Annotated in this window: 15 protein-coding genes; 3 read left to right on the forward strand and 12 right to left on the reverse strand. The window is 73.2% G+C overall.

Annotated features, from left to right (window positions below; translation table 11 throughout):
• The 11 genes from ACWDS7_RS00125 to ACWDS7_RS00175 all read right to left on the reverse strand — a co-directional run bounded on the left by ACWDS7_RS00125 (position 1) and on the right by ACWDS7_RS00175 (position 10,987).
• Complete coding sequence (locus ACWDS7_RS00125; RefSeq protein ID WP_451927390.1) at positions 1-438, reverse strand: type II toxin-antitoxin system PemK/MazF family toxin; 438 nt, start codon at positions 436-438, stop codon at positions 1-3.
• Between the two features lie 9 nt (positions 439-447).
• The gene (locus ACWDS7_RS00130) at positions 448-2,685 is read right to left on the reverse strand and encodes a SpoIIE family protein phosphatase (RefSeq protein ID WP_451927391.1); all 2,238 of its coding nucleotides are present in this window, start codon (positions 2,683-2,685) and stop codon (positions 448-450) included.
• 265 nt (positions 2,686-2,950) lie between these two features.
• A complete protein-coding gene (locus ACWDS7_RS00135; protein ID WP_451927392.1) occupies positions 2,951-3,772 on the reverse strand; it encodes an isocitrate lyase/PEP mutase family protein in 822 nt (273 codons plus the stop codon).
• Positions 3,773-3,908: 136 nt separating this feature from the next.
• Positions 3,909-4,253, reverse strand: a complete 345-nt coding sequence (locus ACWDS7_RS00140; protein ID WP_012892001.1) for an RNA polymerase-binding protein RbpA — start codon at positions 4,251-4,253, stop codon at positions 3,909-3,911.
• Between the two features lie 147 nt (positions 4,254-4,400).
• Positions 4,401-5,756 (reverse strand): MFS transporter, encoded by a 1,356-nt coding sequence (locus tag ACWDS7_RS00145; protein ID WP_451927393.1) that lies wholly within the window; start codon positions 5,754-5,756, stop codon positions 4,401-4,403.
• A 154-nt stretch (positions 5,757-5,910) separates the two neighbouring features.
• Positions 5,911-6,708: a glycerophosphodiester phosphodiesterase gene (locus tag ACWDS7_RS00150; protein WP_306869984.1), complete on the reverse strand. Its 798-nt coding sequence runs from the start codon at positions 6,706-6,708 to the stop codon at positions 5,911-5,913.
• Between the two features lie 78 nt (positions 6,709-6,786).
• Entirely contained in the window at positions 6,787-7,347 is a 561-nt protein-coding gene (locus ACWDS7_RS00155) for an RNA methyltransferase (RefSeq protein WP_451927394.1), read from the reverse strand.
• A 67-nt stretch (positions 7,348-7,414) separates the two neighbouring features.
• A complete protein-coding gene (locus tag ACWDS7_RS00160) occupies positions 7,415-8,029 on the reverse strand; it encodes a class I SAM-dependent methyltransferase (RefSeq protein WP_451927395.1) in 615 nt (204 codons plus the stop codon).
• Between the two features lie 32 nt (positions 8,030-8,061).
• Positions 8,062-9,009, reverse strand: coding sequence for a VWA domain-containing protein (locus tag ACWDS7_RS00165; RefSeq protein ID WP_451927396.1), 948 nt, complete (start codon positions 9,007-9,009; stop codon positions 8,062-8,064).
• On the reverse strand, positions 9,006-9,986 hold the full coding sequence (locus ACWDS7_RS00170; RefSeq protein ID WP_451927397.1) for a DUF58 domain-containing protein: 981 nt from the start codon (positions 9,984-9,986) through the stop codon (positions 9,006-9,008). Before ACWDS7_RS00170 ends, ACWDS7_RS00165 begins: the two co-directional genes overlap by 4 nt.
• On the reverse strand, positions 9,983-10,987 hold the full coding sequence (locus ACWDS7_RS00175; protein ID WP_451927398.1) for an AAA family ATPase: 1,005 nt from the start codon (positions 10,985-10,987) through the stop codon (positions 9,983-9,985). Before ACWDS7_RS00175 ends, ACWDS7_RS00170 begins: the two co-directional genes overlap by 4 nt.
• A 125-nt stretch (positions 10,988-11,112) precedes the next feature.
• On the opposite strand from ACWDS7_RS00175, the gene ACWDS7_RS00180 reads away from it, so the two are divergent.
• Both ACWDS7_RS00180 and ACWDS7_RS00185 read left to right on the forward strand, forming a co-directional pair.
• The gene (locus ACWDS7_RS00180) at positions 11,113-11,877 is read left to right on the forward strand and encodes a hypothetical protein (protein ID WP_451927399.1); all 765 of its coding nucleotides are present in this window, start codon (positions 11,113-11,115) and stop codon (positions 11,875-11,877) included.
• Positions 11,878-12,009: 132 nt separating this feature from the next.
• Positions 12,010-12,891: a DUF2268 domain-containing protein gene (locus ACWDS7_RS00185; protein ID WP_451927400.1), complete on the forward strand. Its 882-nt coding sequence runs from the start codon at positions 12,010-12,012 to the stop codon at positions 12,889-12,891.
• Between the two features lie 92 nt (positions 12,892-12,983).
• Here ACWDS7_RS00185 and ACWDS7_RS00190 read toward each other — a convergent pair whose 3' ends face one another.
• On the reverse strand, positions 12,984-13,625 hold the full coding sequence (locus ACWDS7_RS00190; protein ID WP_306870004.1) for a response regulator transcription factor: 642 nt from the start codon (positions 13,623-13,625) through the stop codon (positions 12,984-12,986).
• Positions 13,626-13,709: 84 nt separating this feature from the next.
• Here ACWDS7_RS00190 and ACWDS7_RS00195 point away from each other — a divergent pair, with 84 nt between their 5' ends.
• A complete protein-coding gene (locus ACWDS7_RS00195; RefSeq protein ID WP_451927401.1) occupies positions 13,710-14,714 on the forward strand; it encodes a DNA topoisomerase IB in 1,005 nt (334 codons plus the stop codon).
• Positions 14,715-14,832 lie beyond the last annotated feature (118 nt).

Below are 14,832 nucleotides of genomic sequence, written 5' to 3' on the forward strand. Positions count from 1 at the left end.
TCAGCCGTCGGCGGCCCAGCCGTGGGCACTCCGCAGGACGGCGGCGACCCGGGCGAACCGGTCGCGCTCCAGAACCGATCCCTCGCGCCGGATGTCACCCTCGTCGAGCTCGAAGACCCGGTCCAGACGCACGTAGGAGACCCGGTTGTCCCGGTCCCAGAGACCGGGGCCGATCTCCAGCCAGTCGCGGGAGTCGCCGCCGCGACTGGACAGCATCATCGCCAGCAGTCTCCGCCCGTGACGGCCGACGACCAGCAGCGGCCGGTCCTTGCCCCGCTCCGGATCCTCCTCGTAGGGGACCCAGGCCCAGACGATCTCACCGGGGTCGGCGAGCCCGTCCAGGTCGGGGGAGTAGGCGAGGGTGGCCGCCCGGTCCACGTCGTGGACCTCCCGCACCGCGCCACGGGCCGGCCGCGGGTCTTCACCAAGGTCGCGCATCACGGCATCTTATTGGACGGCCGGCGGGGGCGGGCCGCCGTCCCGGCCCCGCGGGGCACGGGGCCGGGCGGCGGGCGGCCCGCTCTTCTCCGGGGCGGGGTCGGGGACCGGGTCGCTCTCCGGGTCGGCGGTGGGGCACAGCAGGAGCAGGGCGATGTCGTCGCTGCGGTGGCCGGTCGGGCGGGCGTGCCGGATCAGGGCGTCGGCCAGGTCCTCGAGATTCTGCTCACCGGTGCGCGCCAGCTCGGCGCCGAGATCGGCCAGGGCGTCGTCGAGGTCGGTCCCGGGGGTCTCGATCAGGCCGTCGGTGTAGAGGGCCAGGATGGAACCGGCCTCCAGGAGGACCTCGGTGCACGGGTACTCGGCTCCGGGATCGACGCCCAGCAGCAGTCCGCCGGGTATGTCCAGCACCCGCACGTCGCCGTCGGGGTGGCGCAGGAGGGGCTGGGGATGGCCGGCGCGGGCCAGGTGCGCCACGCGGCGGCGCAGGTCGAGCTGGACGTAGACGCAGGTGGCGAACAGGCCGGGGTCCAGGTCGGCCAGCAGGTGGTTGGTGCGGGCCAGGACCTCGGCCGGGCCGGCGCCGGTCGTGGCGTAGGCGCGCACCGCGGTGCGCAGCTGGCCCATGAGGGCCGCGGCGGTGACGTTGTGCCCTTGGACGTCACCGACGACGGCGGCGACGGTGTCGTCGGTGAGCCGGATGACGTCGTAGAAGTCTCCCCCGATCTCCATGCCTTCGGTGCCGGGGAGATAGCGGGCGGCCGCGGTCAGGCCCGGCAGGCGGGGCAGGGCGTGGGGCAGCAGGCTCTCCTGCAGACCGTGGGCGAGCTCCAGCTTGGCGTCGTAGAGACGCGCGCGTTCCAACGCCTGTGCGATCAGGCCGCCGAGTGAGGTCAGTACGGCGCGCTCTTCGACGGTGAAGTGATGGGGCTGGGAGAAGGCGAGCACGCAGGTGCCGACGGGCCGGTCGGAGGCGATCAGCGGCAGGAACGCCCAGGCGGCCATCCCGTCGTCCGGGGCGACGGCCATGGGGTAGATCTGGTCCATCTCCTCCGGGGACTCGAAGAAGCTGGGCACTCCGGTGACCATCGTCCGCGTGCTCGGGGTGGGCGATCTCAGCGGGAGGCGGTCGTACTGCGCGGTGATCTCGGGGGGATAGCCCCGGTGGCCGACGACGCCCAGCCGGCCGTCCTCGGCCGTCAGCAGGGCCAGGGCCTGCCCGCCGAAGGCGGGCATCATCTGGTCGGCGACCAGGTCCACCACGTCCTGGACGCCCGCCGCCTGGGTCAGCGCGCTTGCCAGGTGAAGGACGTGATAGATCGCCCCGACCCGGGTGGGGATCGCCGGGTCGACCGACGGCGCGGGCGCCGGGACGTCCCCCGGTTCCACCGGCGCCGGGGTGATGCGCACGGTGATGCCCGAGCCGAGCGGGTACAGATCGAAGGACAGCCATAGGTCCGGAGGGCGCAGCGCCACGAAGGAGGTCGGCTGCCGACTGACCATCGCCGCGCGGTAGCGGTCCTCGTACACCGGATCGTTCAGCCAGGGCAGCACCCTCCAGGGCCGGGCGCCGACCAGCCGCCGGGGCGACTCGCCGATCAGCGCGGCTCCCCGCGGGCTGATGAAGGTGAGGCGGCCGTGGTCGTCCATGGCGCATATCCCCTCCGGCAGGCGCGCCACCATCGTCTCCAGCGCCTCGGCCCGGCCCCCGCCGGGCGGGCCGGGCACGTACGGCTCCAGACCCGCCCGGAGCGGCGGGCCGGTCCGGGGGATCTTCTCGAGCCCCCGCGCCAGGCCGGTGGCGGCGGCGGCGAGACGGTCGCGTTCGCCGGAGGACAGCCGCGAGGGGTGGGAGCAGGGCCAGAGCACGAACATCCCCCCGCAGGGGGCTGTGTCGGTGGCCAGCGGCAGTGCGGCCATGCGGAACTGGTAGGGCAGGGCGAGCGCCAGACCCGGGTAGCAGCGGACCATCTCCTCCTCGCCCTCCACCCACACCAGCCGCCCCTCCCGCAGGGCGACGGCCACCGGGATCGGGGCGGTCAGGCTGATCCGTTCCCACGGGCGGACGAACTCCCGCGGCAGCCCCTCTATCACCGCCAGCTCCAGCACCTGGCCGCCGGGCTCCAGGCGGTAGATCCCGCCTGTGTGGGCACCGACCTCCTCCAGCACGCCGAGGAGGTCCACAGCCAGCGCGTCGCGGCCGTCTCCGTCGGGCCTGCCGTCGGGGGGAGAGAACCGTGCCGCCACGGTCAGCGCCTCGTTCCCCGGCCCGCGGTCCGCGAGATGATCATGCCGCCCTGCCGTCGCACCCTGGATCCCCCGCCCGCGGCAGGCCGGTCAGACCCCTGTCTCTGCCCTGTCAATCGACACGACCTAATGCGCATATATGGACGATACCCCCGCTGACCAGGGGTTTTGAAACCTCTGTGGCCCGCCGGGTCCAGGGGTCCGAGCCCGCCGGGCTTCACGCCGCTGACGCACCCGGCGCCGCACGCGCCGCGGACCGGGGAGCTCAGCGGGCGGGGTCCTGCGGCGGATACGGGCTCTGCCCGGCCCGGATCGCCGCGGCCATCCGGGCCGTGTACGCCTGCACGGCCCGGTGCAGGCCGGGCCCGAAGCTCACGCGGGCCACCCCGAGCGCGGCCAGCTCCTCCAGCGAGGGCGTGCCGCCGTGGAACAGGATGTTGACCGGGCCGTCGATCCCCTCGGCCAGCGCCCGGATCACCTCGGCCTCGGAGACGATGATCGGGTAGACGCAGTCGGCGCCGGCCCGGAGGTAGTCGCGCCCGCGCCGGACCGATTCGGCGAGCCGGTCGGCGGGGGACCCGGTGCCGTGCAGGTAGGTGTCGACCCGCGCGTTGATCACCAGGTCGACGCCCGCGCCGGCGGCCGCGGCGCGGACGGCGGACAGGAAGTCGGCCTGCTCTCCGGCGTCGACCATCCGGCCCGTGCGGGGATCGGAGTCCTCGAGGTTGCAGCCGACCGCGCCGGTGGCGGCGAGCCGCTCCACCAGCTCCGCGGGCTCCAGGCCGTAGCCGCGCTCCAGGTCGGCGGTGACGGGGGCGCCGACCGCCCGGACGATCCGGCCGACCGCGGCCAGCATCTCCGCGACCGGCGTGTCCTGCCCGTCGTCGTAGCCGAGCGACGCGGCGACCGCGGCGCTGCCGGTGGCGATCACCGGGAAGCCGGCCGCCTCGACGGCACGGGCCGACCCGGCGTCCCAGACGTTGGGCAGCACCAGCGGGCTGCCCGGCACGTGCAGCGCCCGCAGGGCCGCCGCCCTCTCGGCGGCTCCGGTGGCCGCCGTCCCGTCCCCGATGGTCTCCATGCTCATGGACGGACCCTAACGGCCCGCCCGGCCCGCTCCCAGATCCAATACGGGGGCGGCCGGCTGGGCCACCCGCCGGGACGGGCCGGGACGGCGGAGACCCCCGGCGTCCGCAGTGGACGCCGGGGGTCTCCCGAGCCGGTCAGGCGCTCTTGCGGCGCTGGGCGCGTAGAATCGCCAGGCGCTCGTTGAGCACTTCCTCCAGGTCCTCGATCGTGCGGCGCTCCAGCAGCATGTCCCAGTGTGTCCGTGGGGGCTTGGCCTTCTTGGCCTCCGGCAGCTCGCCGTCGACCCGGATGGCGGTCGCGCCGCACATGCGGCACTCCCAGGTCGCCGGGATCTCGGCCTCAGCGGCGAGCGGAACGTCGAATCGATGGCCCTTCGGGCAGGTGTAGGACACCTCCTGGCGTGGGGCCAGATCGGTGTTGCGGTCGTTCTCGTAGCTGGTCGCCCCGAGTCGGGTACCGCGTAGCGCACGCTCGCCCATGTCTCAATGCCTCCTGAGGGCCCCGTCGTGAGGGGTTCGTCTCCCACGGCGTACAACGCTTGATACCGTGTGTGGATTCCCACACATGGGGTGATCCAATCGCGCGTTCTTGACCCGGTCTGCGACAGAGCCCTTTCGGAGAGGGTGTCAGATGCGCTCGGGCACCGTGTTCCCGGCCTCGCGGATGGCTCTGGGCAGGTTGACGGCGGCGAGCAGGACGAAGCCGAGGACAAAGAAGATCACCAGTGAGATGATGCCGAGGCGGTAGCTGTCGGTCAGCTGGAGCGCCAGGGCGAGGGTGAAGGAGCCGAGGAACGTCGAGCCCTTGTCGCTGATCTCATACAGACTGTAATATTCCGCCTCCTTGCCCGCCGGGATCACGTGCGAGAACAGCGAGCGCGACAGGGCCTGGGTGCCGCCCATCACGATCGCGATGGCGAAGCCGAGCGCGAAGAACGGCAGCGCCGAGCCCCGGGGGAGGAAGTAGGCCACCGCCACCACGGCCGTCCAGCCGACCAGCGCGCCCAGCACGACACGCTTGGCCCCGTAGGAGGCGGCCAGGCGGCCCAGCAGCAGCGCGCCGCCGAAGGCGACGAACTGCACCATCAGGATCGCCGCGATCTGCACGGTCTGGCTCAGCCCGAGCTCCTTGTCGGCGTAGGTGGCCGAGAAGGAGATGACGGTCTGCACGCCGTCGTTGTAGATCAGGTAGGCGACCAGGAAGCCCAGCGTCAGCGGATAGCGGCGCAGCTCCACGATCGTCCGGCCGAGCTGCCGGAAGGTCCCGGCCACGGCCTGCCCGGCGCTCTCGGCGCCCGCGGCGAGCGCGCGCCGGTTGCGCAGCCGCAGCATCGGGATGACCGTGAACCCGGCCCACCACACGCCGGCCGAGGACAGGCAGATGCGCACGGCGTCGCCCTTGGAGACGCCGAGGGCGTCGTGACCGAGGAAGAGGGCGAGGTTGACGGCGAGCAGTATGCCGCCGCCGAGGTAGCCGAAGCCCCAGCCCCGGGCGGAGACCTTGTCGCGCTCGTCCGCCGTGGAGATCTCGGGCAGGAACGAGTTGTAGATGACGAACGCGGCGGCGAATCCCAGGTTGGCGATCACGAACAGCGCCCCGCCCAGCAGGTAGCGGTCACCGGAGAGGAACCAGAAGCAGATCGTGGCCCCGGCGCCGATGTAGGCGAACAGGCCCATGAGCTCCTTCTTGCGGCCGGTGTGGTCGGCCAGGGCCCCGGCGACGGGCATCAGGATGATCTGCAGGATGGCCGCCGTGCCCACCACGAACGAGTAGTAGGCGCTGGGCCGCACGTCGAATCCGAGCACGTCCACGTACGGACGGCCCTGGGCGGCGGTCTCGGCGATCGTCGTCAGATACGGGCCGAGGAAGACCGTCAGGACCGTGGAGTTGAAGGCGGAGTTCGCCCAGTCGTAGAAGTACCAGCCGCGCTGTTCGCGGCGGCGGGCCTGGGGGGAGTCCTCGACGACCTGTTCGGCGGTCATGGGCGGTCCTCGGTTCGCTGGGGGATGTCACGGGGTACGGCTCACGCGGGTCTCACGTGGTCTCAGGGGGTCACGTGGGCTCGGGGGTGGGGCTCACGTGTCTCGGGGGACGCTCACGCGTCCCGGGGGCGCTCACATGTCTCGGAGGCGGGGCTCACGCGGCGAGCCGGCCGGGGTGCCACTGGCCGCGCGCCTCCAGGACCTCGCGGAGGCCGGAGATGTTGTCGGTCATCACGCCGTCCACGCCCAGGTCGAGCAGGCGCCGCATCTTCTGGGGGTCGTTGACGGTCCACACGTGGATCTGCATGCCGAGGGCGTGCGCCGTGCGGATCAGGGACCTCGTGGTGACCCGCAGGCCGCGGAAGCCCAGCGGCACCTGCGCGCACGGCACTCCGGAGCGGGCCAGGCGGGTGAGCAGGCGGCCGTAGCCGGAGGTGGCGGCCGCTGCCCGCAGGGCCGCGACCCCGCGCGGCCCGAGCGAGGAGCACACCTCGCGGCCCATCGCGGCGCGGGCGCGGGTCAGCCGCTCGTCGGAGAAGGAGGTGAGGCAGATCCTGTCGTAGGCGTTGGTCCGCCTGACCGCCTCGGCCAGCGGCCCGATGGCCGCGGCCTCCTTGACGTCGATGTTGAAGCGCGCCTGCGGCCAGGAGCCCAGCAGGTCGTCCATGAGCGGGATCTCGTCCACGCCGCCGATCCGCGCCTCGCGCACCAGCCGGTAGGGCAGCTCGGCGATCCGGCCACGCCGGTCGGTCACCCGGTCGAGGGTGTGGTCGTGGAAGGCCAGCAGCACCCCGTCGGCGGTGGCGTGCGCGTCGGTCTCCAGGTAGGTGTAGCCGAGCTCCACGGCGCGGGCGAACGCGGCGTGGGTGTTCTCCCGGCCCTCGGCCGCCCCGCCCCGATGGGCGAAGGCGAGCGGGCCGGGATGGTCGAGGAAGGGGTAACGGCGCTGCACGTGCAGGAGTATGCCCGGTATGAGCGCGGCCGTCATCGCGCGCGGGTGAACGTTTGGGTCACGGGACCCGGAGCGGGCTCATTCCCCGGCCGGCGGCTCCTTGCCGGACCACTCCCGGCGGCGGGCCTCGGCCAGCGCGATCGCGGTGGCGACCGCGACGTTGAACGAGCCCACCCGGCCGACCTGCGGGATGTAGCAGACGCCGTCGGCGGCCTCCAGCAGCGCCGGGGAGCAGCCGTGGTCCTCGCTGCCCACCACCAGGCACAGGTCACCGCCGAGTTTCGCCTCGTGCAGCGGTGCCGCGTCCCCGGTCAGCTCCACCGCGACGACGGTGAACCCGTCCTCCTTGGCGGCCCGTACGGCCTCCACCGCGCTGAGCGGCCCTTCCCAGGCCACCAGCCGGTCGGTGCCCAGCGCGGTCTTCTGGGCCTTGGGGTTGGTCGGGGGAGTGGCGTTGCCGGCCAGCCAGATCCGCTCCACCCCGAAGGCGGCGGCCGTGCGGAAGATGGAGCCGATGTTGAACGGACCGGTCACCGACTCCACGATCAGGGCGAGACGGCCCTCGGTGTTCCGGCGCCAGGTGCGGTTGAGCCGCTTGACGTCGGTCGGCCGCAGCTGCCTGCGCGGGTTTGCAGTCATCGTTCGTTCACCGTTTCTCGTCCGTTCCGCGGGAGGCACCTGCCGGACCCGCCGTTGTTCTCACTGCTCACCGCGCGGGATCCACGCCGGGCCGGGCCTCCACCCGGAGGATCCGGTAGGAGGACCGCGAGGCCATCCGGGCCGTGGGCCAGCCCTGCTCGTTCAGCCAGCGCTGCAGGGAGTCGGACCCCAGGTGCTTCTGGACCACCAGGTAGGCGGTGCCGTCGGGGGTGAGCCGCGACAGCCAGCGGGTCAGCATCTCGTGCATGGCGGCCTTGCCGATGCGGATCGCCGGGTTGGACCAGATGGTCGCGTAGCGGACCTCCGGCGGCACCTCGTCGACGTGCACTGACCTTACTTTGTCAAGGGCGGCGGCCCGGGCGTTCCTGGCGCACAGCTCGACCGCGCGGCGGTTGACGTCGACCGCCCAGACCGTGGCCCCGGGCGCGCGCGAGGCCATCGTCAGCGCGATCGGCCCGTATCCGCAGCCCAGGTCCAGCAGGTCGCCCTCGGCCGGGGGAGGGGGCACCGTCTCCAGCAGGATCCGGGTGCCCTGGTCGACCCGCTCGGGAGAGAACATCCCGCTGTCGGTCTCCAGCTTCAGATGGAGGTCGGGGAGCACGAGCGTGACCGAGCCCGGACGGCTGGCGGTCTCGGGACGCTCCTCGAAGTAATGTGCCACGTCGTAGAACGTTACCAACGGCCGGGACCGGGTCAGGGCAGCCGCGACCCCAGCAGCAGGCCCGACACGGCGACCAGCAGGCCGGTCAGGAGCGCCGCCACGACGAACCACTGGCTGATCTCCTGGTGGACCGTCCGGTAGCCGAGCGAGGTGCCGATCTGCTCGTAGACCTCCCGGAGCTGGCTGCCCGACTCCGCCTCGTAGGCGCGGCCGGAGGTGCCCTCCGACAGGGTCTGCAGGGTGGCCTTGTTCACCGGCACGTTCACGTCACGGCCGTCGATCGAGACGGTGCCCTCCTGGGTGCCGTAGGCGATCGTGGAGATCGGCACGCGCGCGCCCGTCGCCGCCTCGACCGCCTCGGCCACCGACCGGCCCGAGGTGTTGTCCCCGTCCGACAGCAGCACGATCGCCGCGGGCGGCGGGTCGGTGACCGCCTGCTGGTCGAAGGAGCGGATGGAGTCGAGGGAGTTGAAGACCGCCTCGCCGATGGCGGTGCCCGCCCGGGTGGTCAGGTTGCCCAGCGAGGTCGACACCGCCTGGTGGTCGGTGGTGGGGGAGACCACCACCGAGGCCGAGCGGGCGAAGGCGACCACCCCGACGTTGAACCGCTCCGGCAGGTCCTCGACGAACTTCTGGGCGGCCTGCTTGGCGGCGGTGATCCGGTTGGGCTGGACGTCGGCGGCCTCCATCGACAGCGAGACGTCCAGCGCGATGATGATGGTCGCGCGGTCACGCGGGACCCGCACCGAGTCGGCCGGCCGGGCCGCGCCGACGATCAGCAGGCTCATCATCAGCAGGAACAGCGCCGGAGCCACGTGCCTGCGCCAGCCGGGCCCGGCGGGGGCCACCAGCGTCAGCAACGGCAGGTTGGTGAAGCGCACCGCGTAGCGGCGCCGGGCGAACTGGGCGGCCACGTAGCCCGCCACGACCAGGGCGAGCGCGGCGAACAGCCACAGCATGGCCGGAGAGAGGAAGGTCACCGCGTCACTCCTGGGGCCGGGTGCCGGTGCGTCAGGTGTGCCATGCGCCGCTGCCGGAGCACGAACTGGGCGATGTCGAAGATCCAGTCGCGGTCGGTGCGCAGCACCAGGTGCGCCACCCCGCACCGGCGCAGCGCCATCATGGTCGTCGCCCGCTGCCTGGCGGCCGCCTCGGCGTAGGCCGCGCGCACCTTGGCGGTGAGCTGGACCTGGCGGCTCCGCCCGGACTCCGGGTCGGTCAGGTTGACCAGCCCCACCGGCGGCAGCTCCAGCTCGCGCGGGTCGATCACCTCGATGGCCAGCACCTGGTGGCGGGCGGCCAGGCGGCGGATCGGCCGCTCCCAGGGCAGCTCCAGGCCGGGGTCGAGGCTGGGCTCGGCGTCCAGGAAGTCGGAGACGATCACTCGCAGGCCACGCCGCCGCCGCGCGGAGGCGAGCACCTCGACCGCCTCGGCCAGGTCGGGGGCGCCGGCGACGGGACGGCCCCGGGGGGCCTCCATCAGCGAGTGCAGCAGGCCGTACAGGGCCGGGCGCCCGCCCCGGGCGGGCATCCGGTGGACGTGCCCGTCGTGCAGCACGTAGGAGCCGAAGCGGTTGCCGATCCGGCCGGTCAGGAAGCCGACCGCGCCGACCGCGGCCACCACCAGGTCCCGCTTCTCCATCTCCGCGGTGCCGAAGTCCATGCTGGGCGACAGATCGGCCAGCGCCCAGGTCTCCAGCTCCCGGTCGGCGATCAGGTCCCGGACGTGCGGGACGGTCGTGCGGGCGGTCACCGCCCAGTCCATCCGCCGGATGTCGTCCTCGCCGGGGACGTAGACCCGGCTGTCGCCGAACTCGGTGCCGGGGCCCGGCAGGAGGCCCTGGTAGGAGCCGTGCAGCAGCCCGTCCAGACGCCGGACGATGGTCAGTTCGAGCCGGCGCAGCGCCTGCTCGGCGGTGTTCGCGGCGGCGCCCCTTCCCGCGCCGGTCCGGTTCATCGGGGGCCCTGGTTCCACACCACCAGGGGCGGCGGCACGACGGCCAGGATCTGTCTGACCACGTCCTCGGGGTCCACTCCGTCGGCGAGCGCGTCGAAGGTGAGCATCAGCCGGTGGGACATCACGTCCACGGCCACGTCGCGGACGTCGTCGGGGAGCAGGTAGTCGCGGCCGCGCAGCAGGGCCAGGCCGCGTCCGGCGGCGACCAGGCCCAGCGTGGCGCGGGGACTGACCCCGATCTCGATGTTCTCCTCCAGGTCGGTCATGCCGTACTCGCCCGGGGAGCGGGTGGCCATCACCAGCCGGACCACGTAGTCGGCGACGAGCTGGTGCACCGAGACCTGCTCGGCCATCGCCTGCAGCGCGGTCAGCCGGGCGGGGTCGAGCACCGCCCGGGGGGTGGGCGGGGTCACGCTCATCCGGTGCAGGATCTCCAGCTCCTCGTGGGCGTTGGGATGGGTGACGCGGATCTTGAACAGGAACCGGTCGCGCTGGACCTCCGGGAGCGGGTAGACGCCCTCGGACTCGATCGGGTTCTGGGTGGCCAGCACGATGAACGGCCTGGGCAGCGGGTGCGTCCGCCCGGCCAGGGACACCTGCCGCTCGGCCATGACCTCCAGCAGTGCCGACTGCACCTTGGCCGGGGCGCGGTTGATCTCGTCGGCGAGCAGGAAGTTGACGAACACCGGGCCGAGCTCGACGTCGAACGACTCGCGGGAGGGATGGTAGACCCGGGTCCCCACGATGTCGCTGGGGACCAGGTCGGGCGTGAACTGGATGCGGGCGAAGTCACCGCCGACGACGGTGGCCAGCGTGGAGGCGGCCAGGGTCTTGGCGACCCCCGGCACGCCCTCCAGCAGGCAGTGGCCCCGGGCGAGGAGGGCCACCAGCAGGCGCTCCACCATGTGCTCCTGACCCACGATGACCCGCCGGACCTCGGCCAGGGCCTCGCGCAGCAGTCCGGTGTCGGTCTCGCTCGGCAGTTCTTCGGCGACGGTCATGCTGATATTCCACCAAACGAGATGCGGGGCCGCACAGCCGGTCGGATGTGTATTCCTGTTAGTACCCACCCGGCTTTCCCGCCAGCACCCACACGGACGCCGCTTGATCGTCCCGATGTGCTTTCATGGCAGGCGTGGCCAGTCCGCTCCAGTACGGTGACCCACCCCATCTCGGACCCTTCGTGCTCCAGGCCCGTCTGCGGGTGGGGCCCGCCGGGCTGGTCTACCTCGGGCAGGGCTCCGACGGCCGGGCGGTCTCGGTCGCGGTGCTGACGAGGGGCGCCGCGCTCGACCCGGCGGCCCGCGACCGGTTCGTCACCGGGATCCGCGAGGCGGCGGCCAGCCGTTCGGGGATGCGGGGCTGGATGGCAAGGGCGGCGCGCGGCCGCACCGCGGTGGCCGACACCGCCCCCCAGGTGCTGGCCATGGACGGCGGGAGCGCGCCGTGGGTGGCCACGCCGTACGAACCGGACCGGGCGGGGGCCGAGCGCTTCCTGGAGCCGGTGCTGGTGCGCGGCACGCTCATCGGCGAGCAGCACGGCCCGGACTTCGCGCCGCACTGGATCAGCGACCGCTCGCCCGCGCTGCCCGCGCCGCCCAAGAGCGCGCCGCCGCCCACCGAGACCCGCCGGTCGGTGGTCGTCGCCGGGGCCGTGCTGACCGTGCTGCTGGTGCTGCTGGCGGTGATGACGTGGCTGCTGATCCGCCGCGACGACGAGGTCCAGCCGCCGCCCAAGCCGCTGCCGCCGACGATGTTCGTGCCGACCCCGCCGCCGGTCCCGGCGACGCCGGAGCCCGGCGAGCCCACCACGTCCCCGTCGCCCTCGCGGAGCGGCACGGGGACCCCGGGGCCGAAGCAGGGCGAGGAGGACGACGGCTCGCCCATCTAGTGCCGCGTCCGCCGGCGGAGCCGTCTTCCCGCTCAGGGCCGGGCACCTCCACGACGGCACCGAGGAACATCGCCAGGGCGGCGGAGCCCCGGGGTTGACTCTCACGTAGCGTGAGTTCCTAGCGTGCCGGACATGGAAATCATCGTTCACGACACCCCGCGGGCCATGCTGGAGCTGGCCGGACTCCCGCTCGACCGGCGTCCGGACGCGCTGCGCGGCATGCTCGCGCCGATGCGCCAGGCCGTCCCCGTGCCCGGCGACATCGTCGACATCCACCACGGGGGCGGCGGCTTCCGGGTGGACCGCGACGACGACCGCTACCTGCCCGCGCTGCGCCGGCTGGTCGAGGAGGACGTCCGGGGCCGGATCGGCGACGCCCTCGCGGCCGCGTGGAAGCGGCTCGGCGACGCGGTGCCGGGGATCAGGGGTCCCGAGAGCCTCCAGGTCATGCTCGTCCTGGGCGACCCCGACGACGAGTATCTGATGACCACCGTCGGCGGCTACTACGGCATGGGAGCCACGCCGGGCTGGCTCTACCTGCTGGCCTGGCCCGCCGACGACGTCATCGGCAGGATCGCCCACTGCGCGGTGCACGAGTTCCACCACCAGGTCCGCCACCACAACGTGGAGTGGGACCCCAGGACGGTCACGGTCGGCGAACACGTCGTGTCCGAGGGGCTGGCCGAGGCGTTCGTCCGGGAGCTGTCCGGCCCCGAGGCCATGGGGCCGTGGGCGGGGATGGTGACCGGCGCGGAGTTCGACCGCGCCTACGAGAAGATCACCGCCCACGTCGGCCTCGCCGGCATGCGGCACACCCCGGCCTACGTGCTGGGCGACGCGGCCATGCGCAGGTTCGGCCAGGAGCCGGCCGGCGTCCCGGACATGGCCGGCTACGGCGTGGGCCTGCGCATCGTCGACGCCCACCTGGCGGCCTCCGGCCTGACCGCGGCGGAGAGCACGGTGCTGGCCGGAGCCGACATCCTGCGCAACGCGGGGGTGGCCGTCCCGGCCTGAGGGGCACGGCACGGCGGCGGCACCGTGCAGGGGCACCGCGCAGCGGCGGCGCGGTGCAGCGGCGCAGGGGCATGGCGCGGTGCCGGGCGGCCTCAGCGCGGGGAGACGTAGCCCGACTCGTAGGCGGTGATGACGGCCTGGGTGCGGTCGCGGGCCTCCAGCTTGGCCAGCACGTTGCCCACGTGGGTCTTCACCGTCTCCATGCTGACGACCAGCTCTGCGGCGATCTCCCCGTTGGACAGGCCGCGGGTCATCAGGCGCAGCACGTCGCCCTCGCGCGAGGTCAGCCGGCCGATGCCGGGGACGGCCCGGCCGCCCTCGCGCCGCGCGGCCAGCCCGCGGATGGCGGCCGGGAACAGCAGGGAGTCGCCGGCGGCCACGGTCCGGACCGCCTGGACCAGCTCGGCGGGGCGGGTGCGCTTGAGCAGGAAGCCGCTGGCCCCGGCCCGCAGCGCATCGTAGACGTAGTCGTCGTTCTCGAACGTGGTGACCACCACGACCTTGGGCGGCTCGGGCAGCGCGGTCAGCCTGCGGGTGGCCTGGATGCCGTCCACGGCCGGCATCCGCACGTCCATCAGCACCACGTCCGGCCGGTGCTCGCGGACCACCGGCACGACGGCCGCGCCGTCCGCGGCCTCGCCCACCACGGTGAGGTCGGGCTCCGAGTCGATGATGATCCTCAGGCCCGCACGGATCAGGTCCTCGTCGTCGGCGATCACCACACGCAGCGTCATGACCCACGACCCTACAGAGGACCGCCCCGGGCCCCGGGAGAAGGTCCCGCTCATGAGGGCGTCCTTCCTGGGTAGGGGGCGGACATGACCGAACTCCGGCACAGCGACCCCGCGGAGCCGGGCATCCGGCGGCGGCGCAGGGGACGTGGCTTCAGCTACCACCACCCCGGCGGGGGCCGGGTGCGCGAGCGCCGCACCCTCGACAGGATCAGGGCACTGGCGCTCCCGCCCGCCTGGACCGACGTCTGGATCTGCCGGTCGCCGGACGGGCACATCCAGGCGGTCGGCACCGACACGGCCGGCCGGCGCCAGTACCGCTACCACGACGTCTGGCGGGCCGAGCAGGATCTGGCGAAGTTCGAGCGGGTGCGGGAGATGGCCGAGCGGCTGCCGAAGTTCCGCGAGCGGGTCGCCGAGCACCTGGAGCAGCGGGGGCCGACGCGCGAGCGGGTGCTGGCCGCCGCGGCGAGAATGCTCGACATCGGCTTCTTCCGGGTGGGAGGGGAGGCGTACGAGTCGTTCGGGCTGGCCACGCTCCGGATGGAGCACGTCACCTGCAGGGCGGGCAGGGTCACCTGCTCCTATCCCGCCAAGGGCGGCAAGCGCCGGGAGGTGGAGATCGTGGACGCGGAGGTGTGCAAGGTGATCTCCTCCCTGCACAGCTCGGGCGAGGAGGGGGAGCTGCTGCGCTACAAGGACGGCTCCCGATGGGTGGACGTGCGCAGCGACGACATCAACGCCTACCTCCGCGAGACCCTGGAGTCGGAGGTGTCGGCCAAGGATTTCCGGACCTGGCACGCGACGGTGCTGGCCGCGGTGGGCCTGGCGGTCTCCTCCCGGGTGCGGTCCAGGACCGGCAGGAGGCGGGCGGTCAACCGGGTGATCAAGGAGGTGGCCGGTTACCTGGGCAACACCCCCGCCGTCGCCCGCGCCTCCTACGTGGATCCCCGCGTCGTCGAGGCCTACGAGAAGGGCCGGACCATCGCGGGGGCGCTGACCGAGCTCGGCGCCGACGCGGATTTCGGGCAGCTCGCCACGCACGGCGGTGTGGAGCGGGCGGTCGTCTCCCTGCTGAGGCGCCCGGCCTGAGGCGCCCGGCCTGAGGCGCCCGGCCTGAGGCGCCCGGCCTGGGGCGTCCGACCTGCGAGTCCGGCACGGCCTGGTTCCGGAGGCCGCCCCGAGGTGAGGCCGGTGCCCTGACATGAAC

The sequence above is a fragment of the Streptosporangium sp. NPDC003464 genome, assembly GCF_053588315.1.

What these genes read in the sequence shown, in the direction of transcription:
- ACWDS7_RS00125 (WP_451927390.1), bottom strand. Translation starts at nt 438, where the DNA reads ATGCGCGACCTTGGTGAAGACCCGCGGCCGGCCCGTGGCGCGGTGCGG.
- ACWDS7_RS00135 (WP_451927392.1), bottom strand. Translation starts at nt 3,772, where the DNA reads ATGAGCATGGAGACCATCGGGGACGGGACGGCGGCCACCGGAGCCGCC.
- ACWDS7_RS00140 (WP_012892001.1), bottom strand. Translation starts at nt 4,253, where the DNA reads ATGGGCGAGCGTGCGCTACGCGGTACCCGACTCGGGGCGACCAGCTAC.
- ACWDS7_RS00145 (WP_451927393.1), bottom strand. Translation starts at nt 5,756, where the DNA reads ATGACCGCCGAACAGGTCGTCGAGGACTCCCCCCAGGCCCGCCGCCGC.
- ACWDS7_RS00155 (WP_451927394.1), bottom strand. Translation starts at nt 7,347, where the DNA reads ATGACTGCAAACCCGCGCAGGCAGCTGCGGCCGACCGACGTCAAGCGG.
- ACWDS7_RS00170 (WP_451927397.1), bottom strand. Translation starts at nt 9,986, where the DNA reads ATGAACCGGACCGGCGCGGGAAGGGGCGCCGCCGCGAACACCGCCGAG.
- ACWDS7_RS00175 (WP_451927398.1), bottom strand. Translation starts at nt 10,987, where the DNA reads ATGACCGTCGCCGAAGAACTGCCGAGCGAGACCGACACCGGACTGCTG.
- ACWDS7_RS00180 (WP_451927399.1), top strand. Translation starts at nt 11,113, where the DNA reads ATGGCAGGCGTGGCCAGTCCGCTCCAGTACGGTGACCCACCCCATCTC.
- ACWDS7_RS00185 (WP_451927400.1), top strand. Translation starts at nt 12,010, where the DNA reads ATGGAAATCATCGTTCACGACACCCCGCGGGCCATGCTGGAGCTGGCC.
- ACWDS7_RS00190 (WP_306870004.1), bottom strand. Translation starts at nt 13,625, where the DNA reads ATGACGCTGCGTGTGGTGATCGCCGACGACGAGGACCTGATCCGTGCG.
- ACWDS7_RS00195 (WP_451927401.1), top strand. Translation starts at nt 13,710, where the DNA reads ATGACCGAACTCCGGCACAGCGACCCCGCGGAGCCGGGCATCCGGCGG.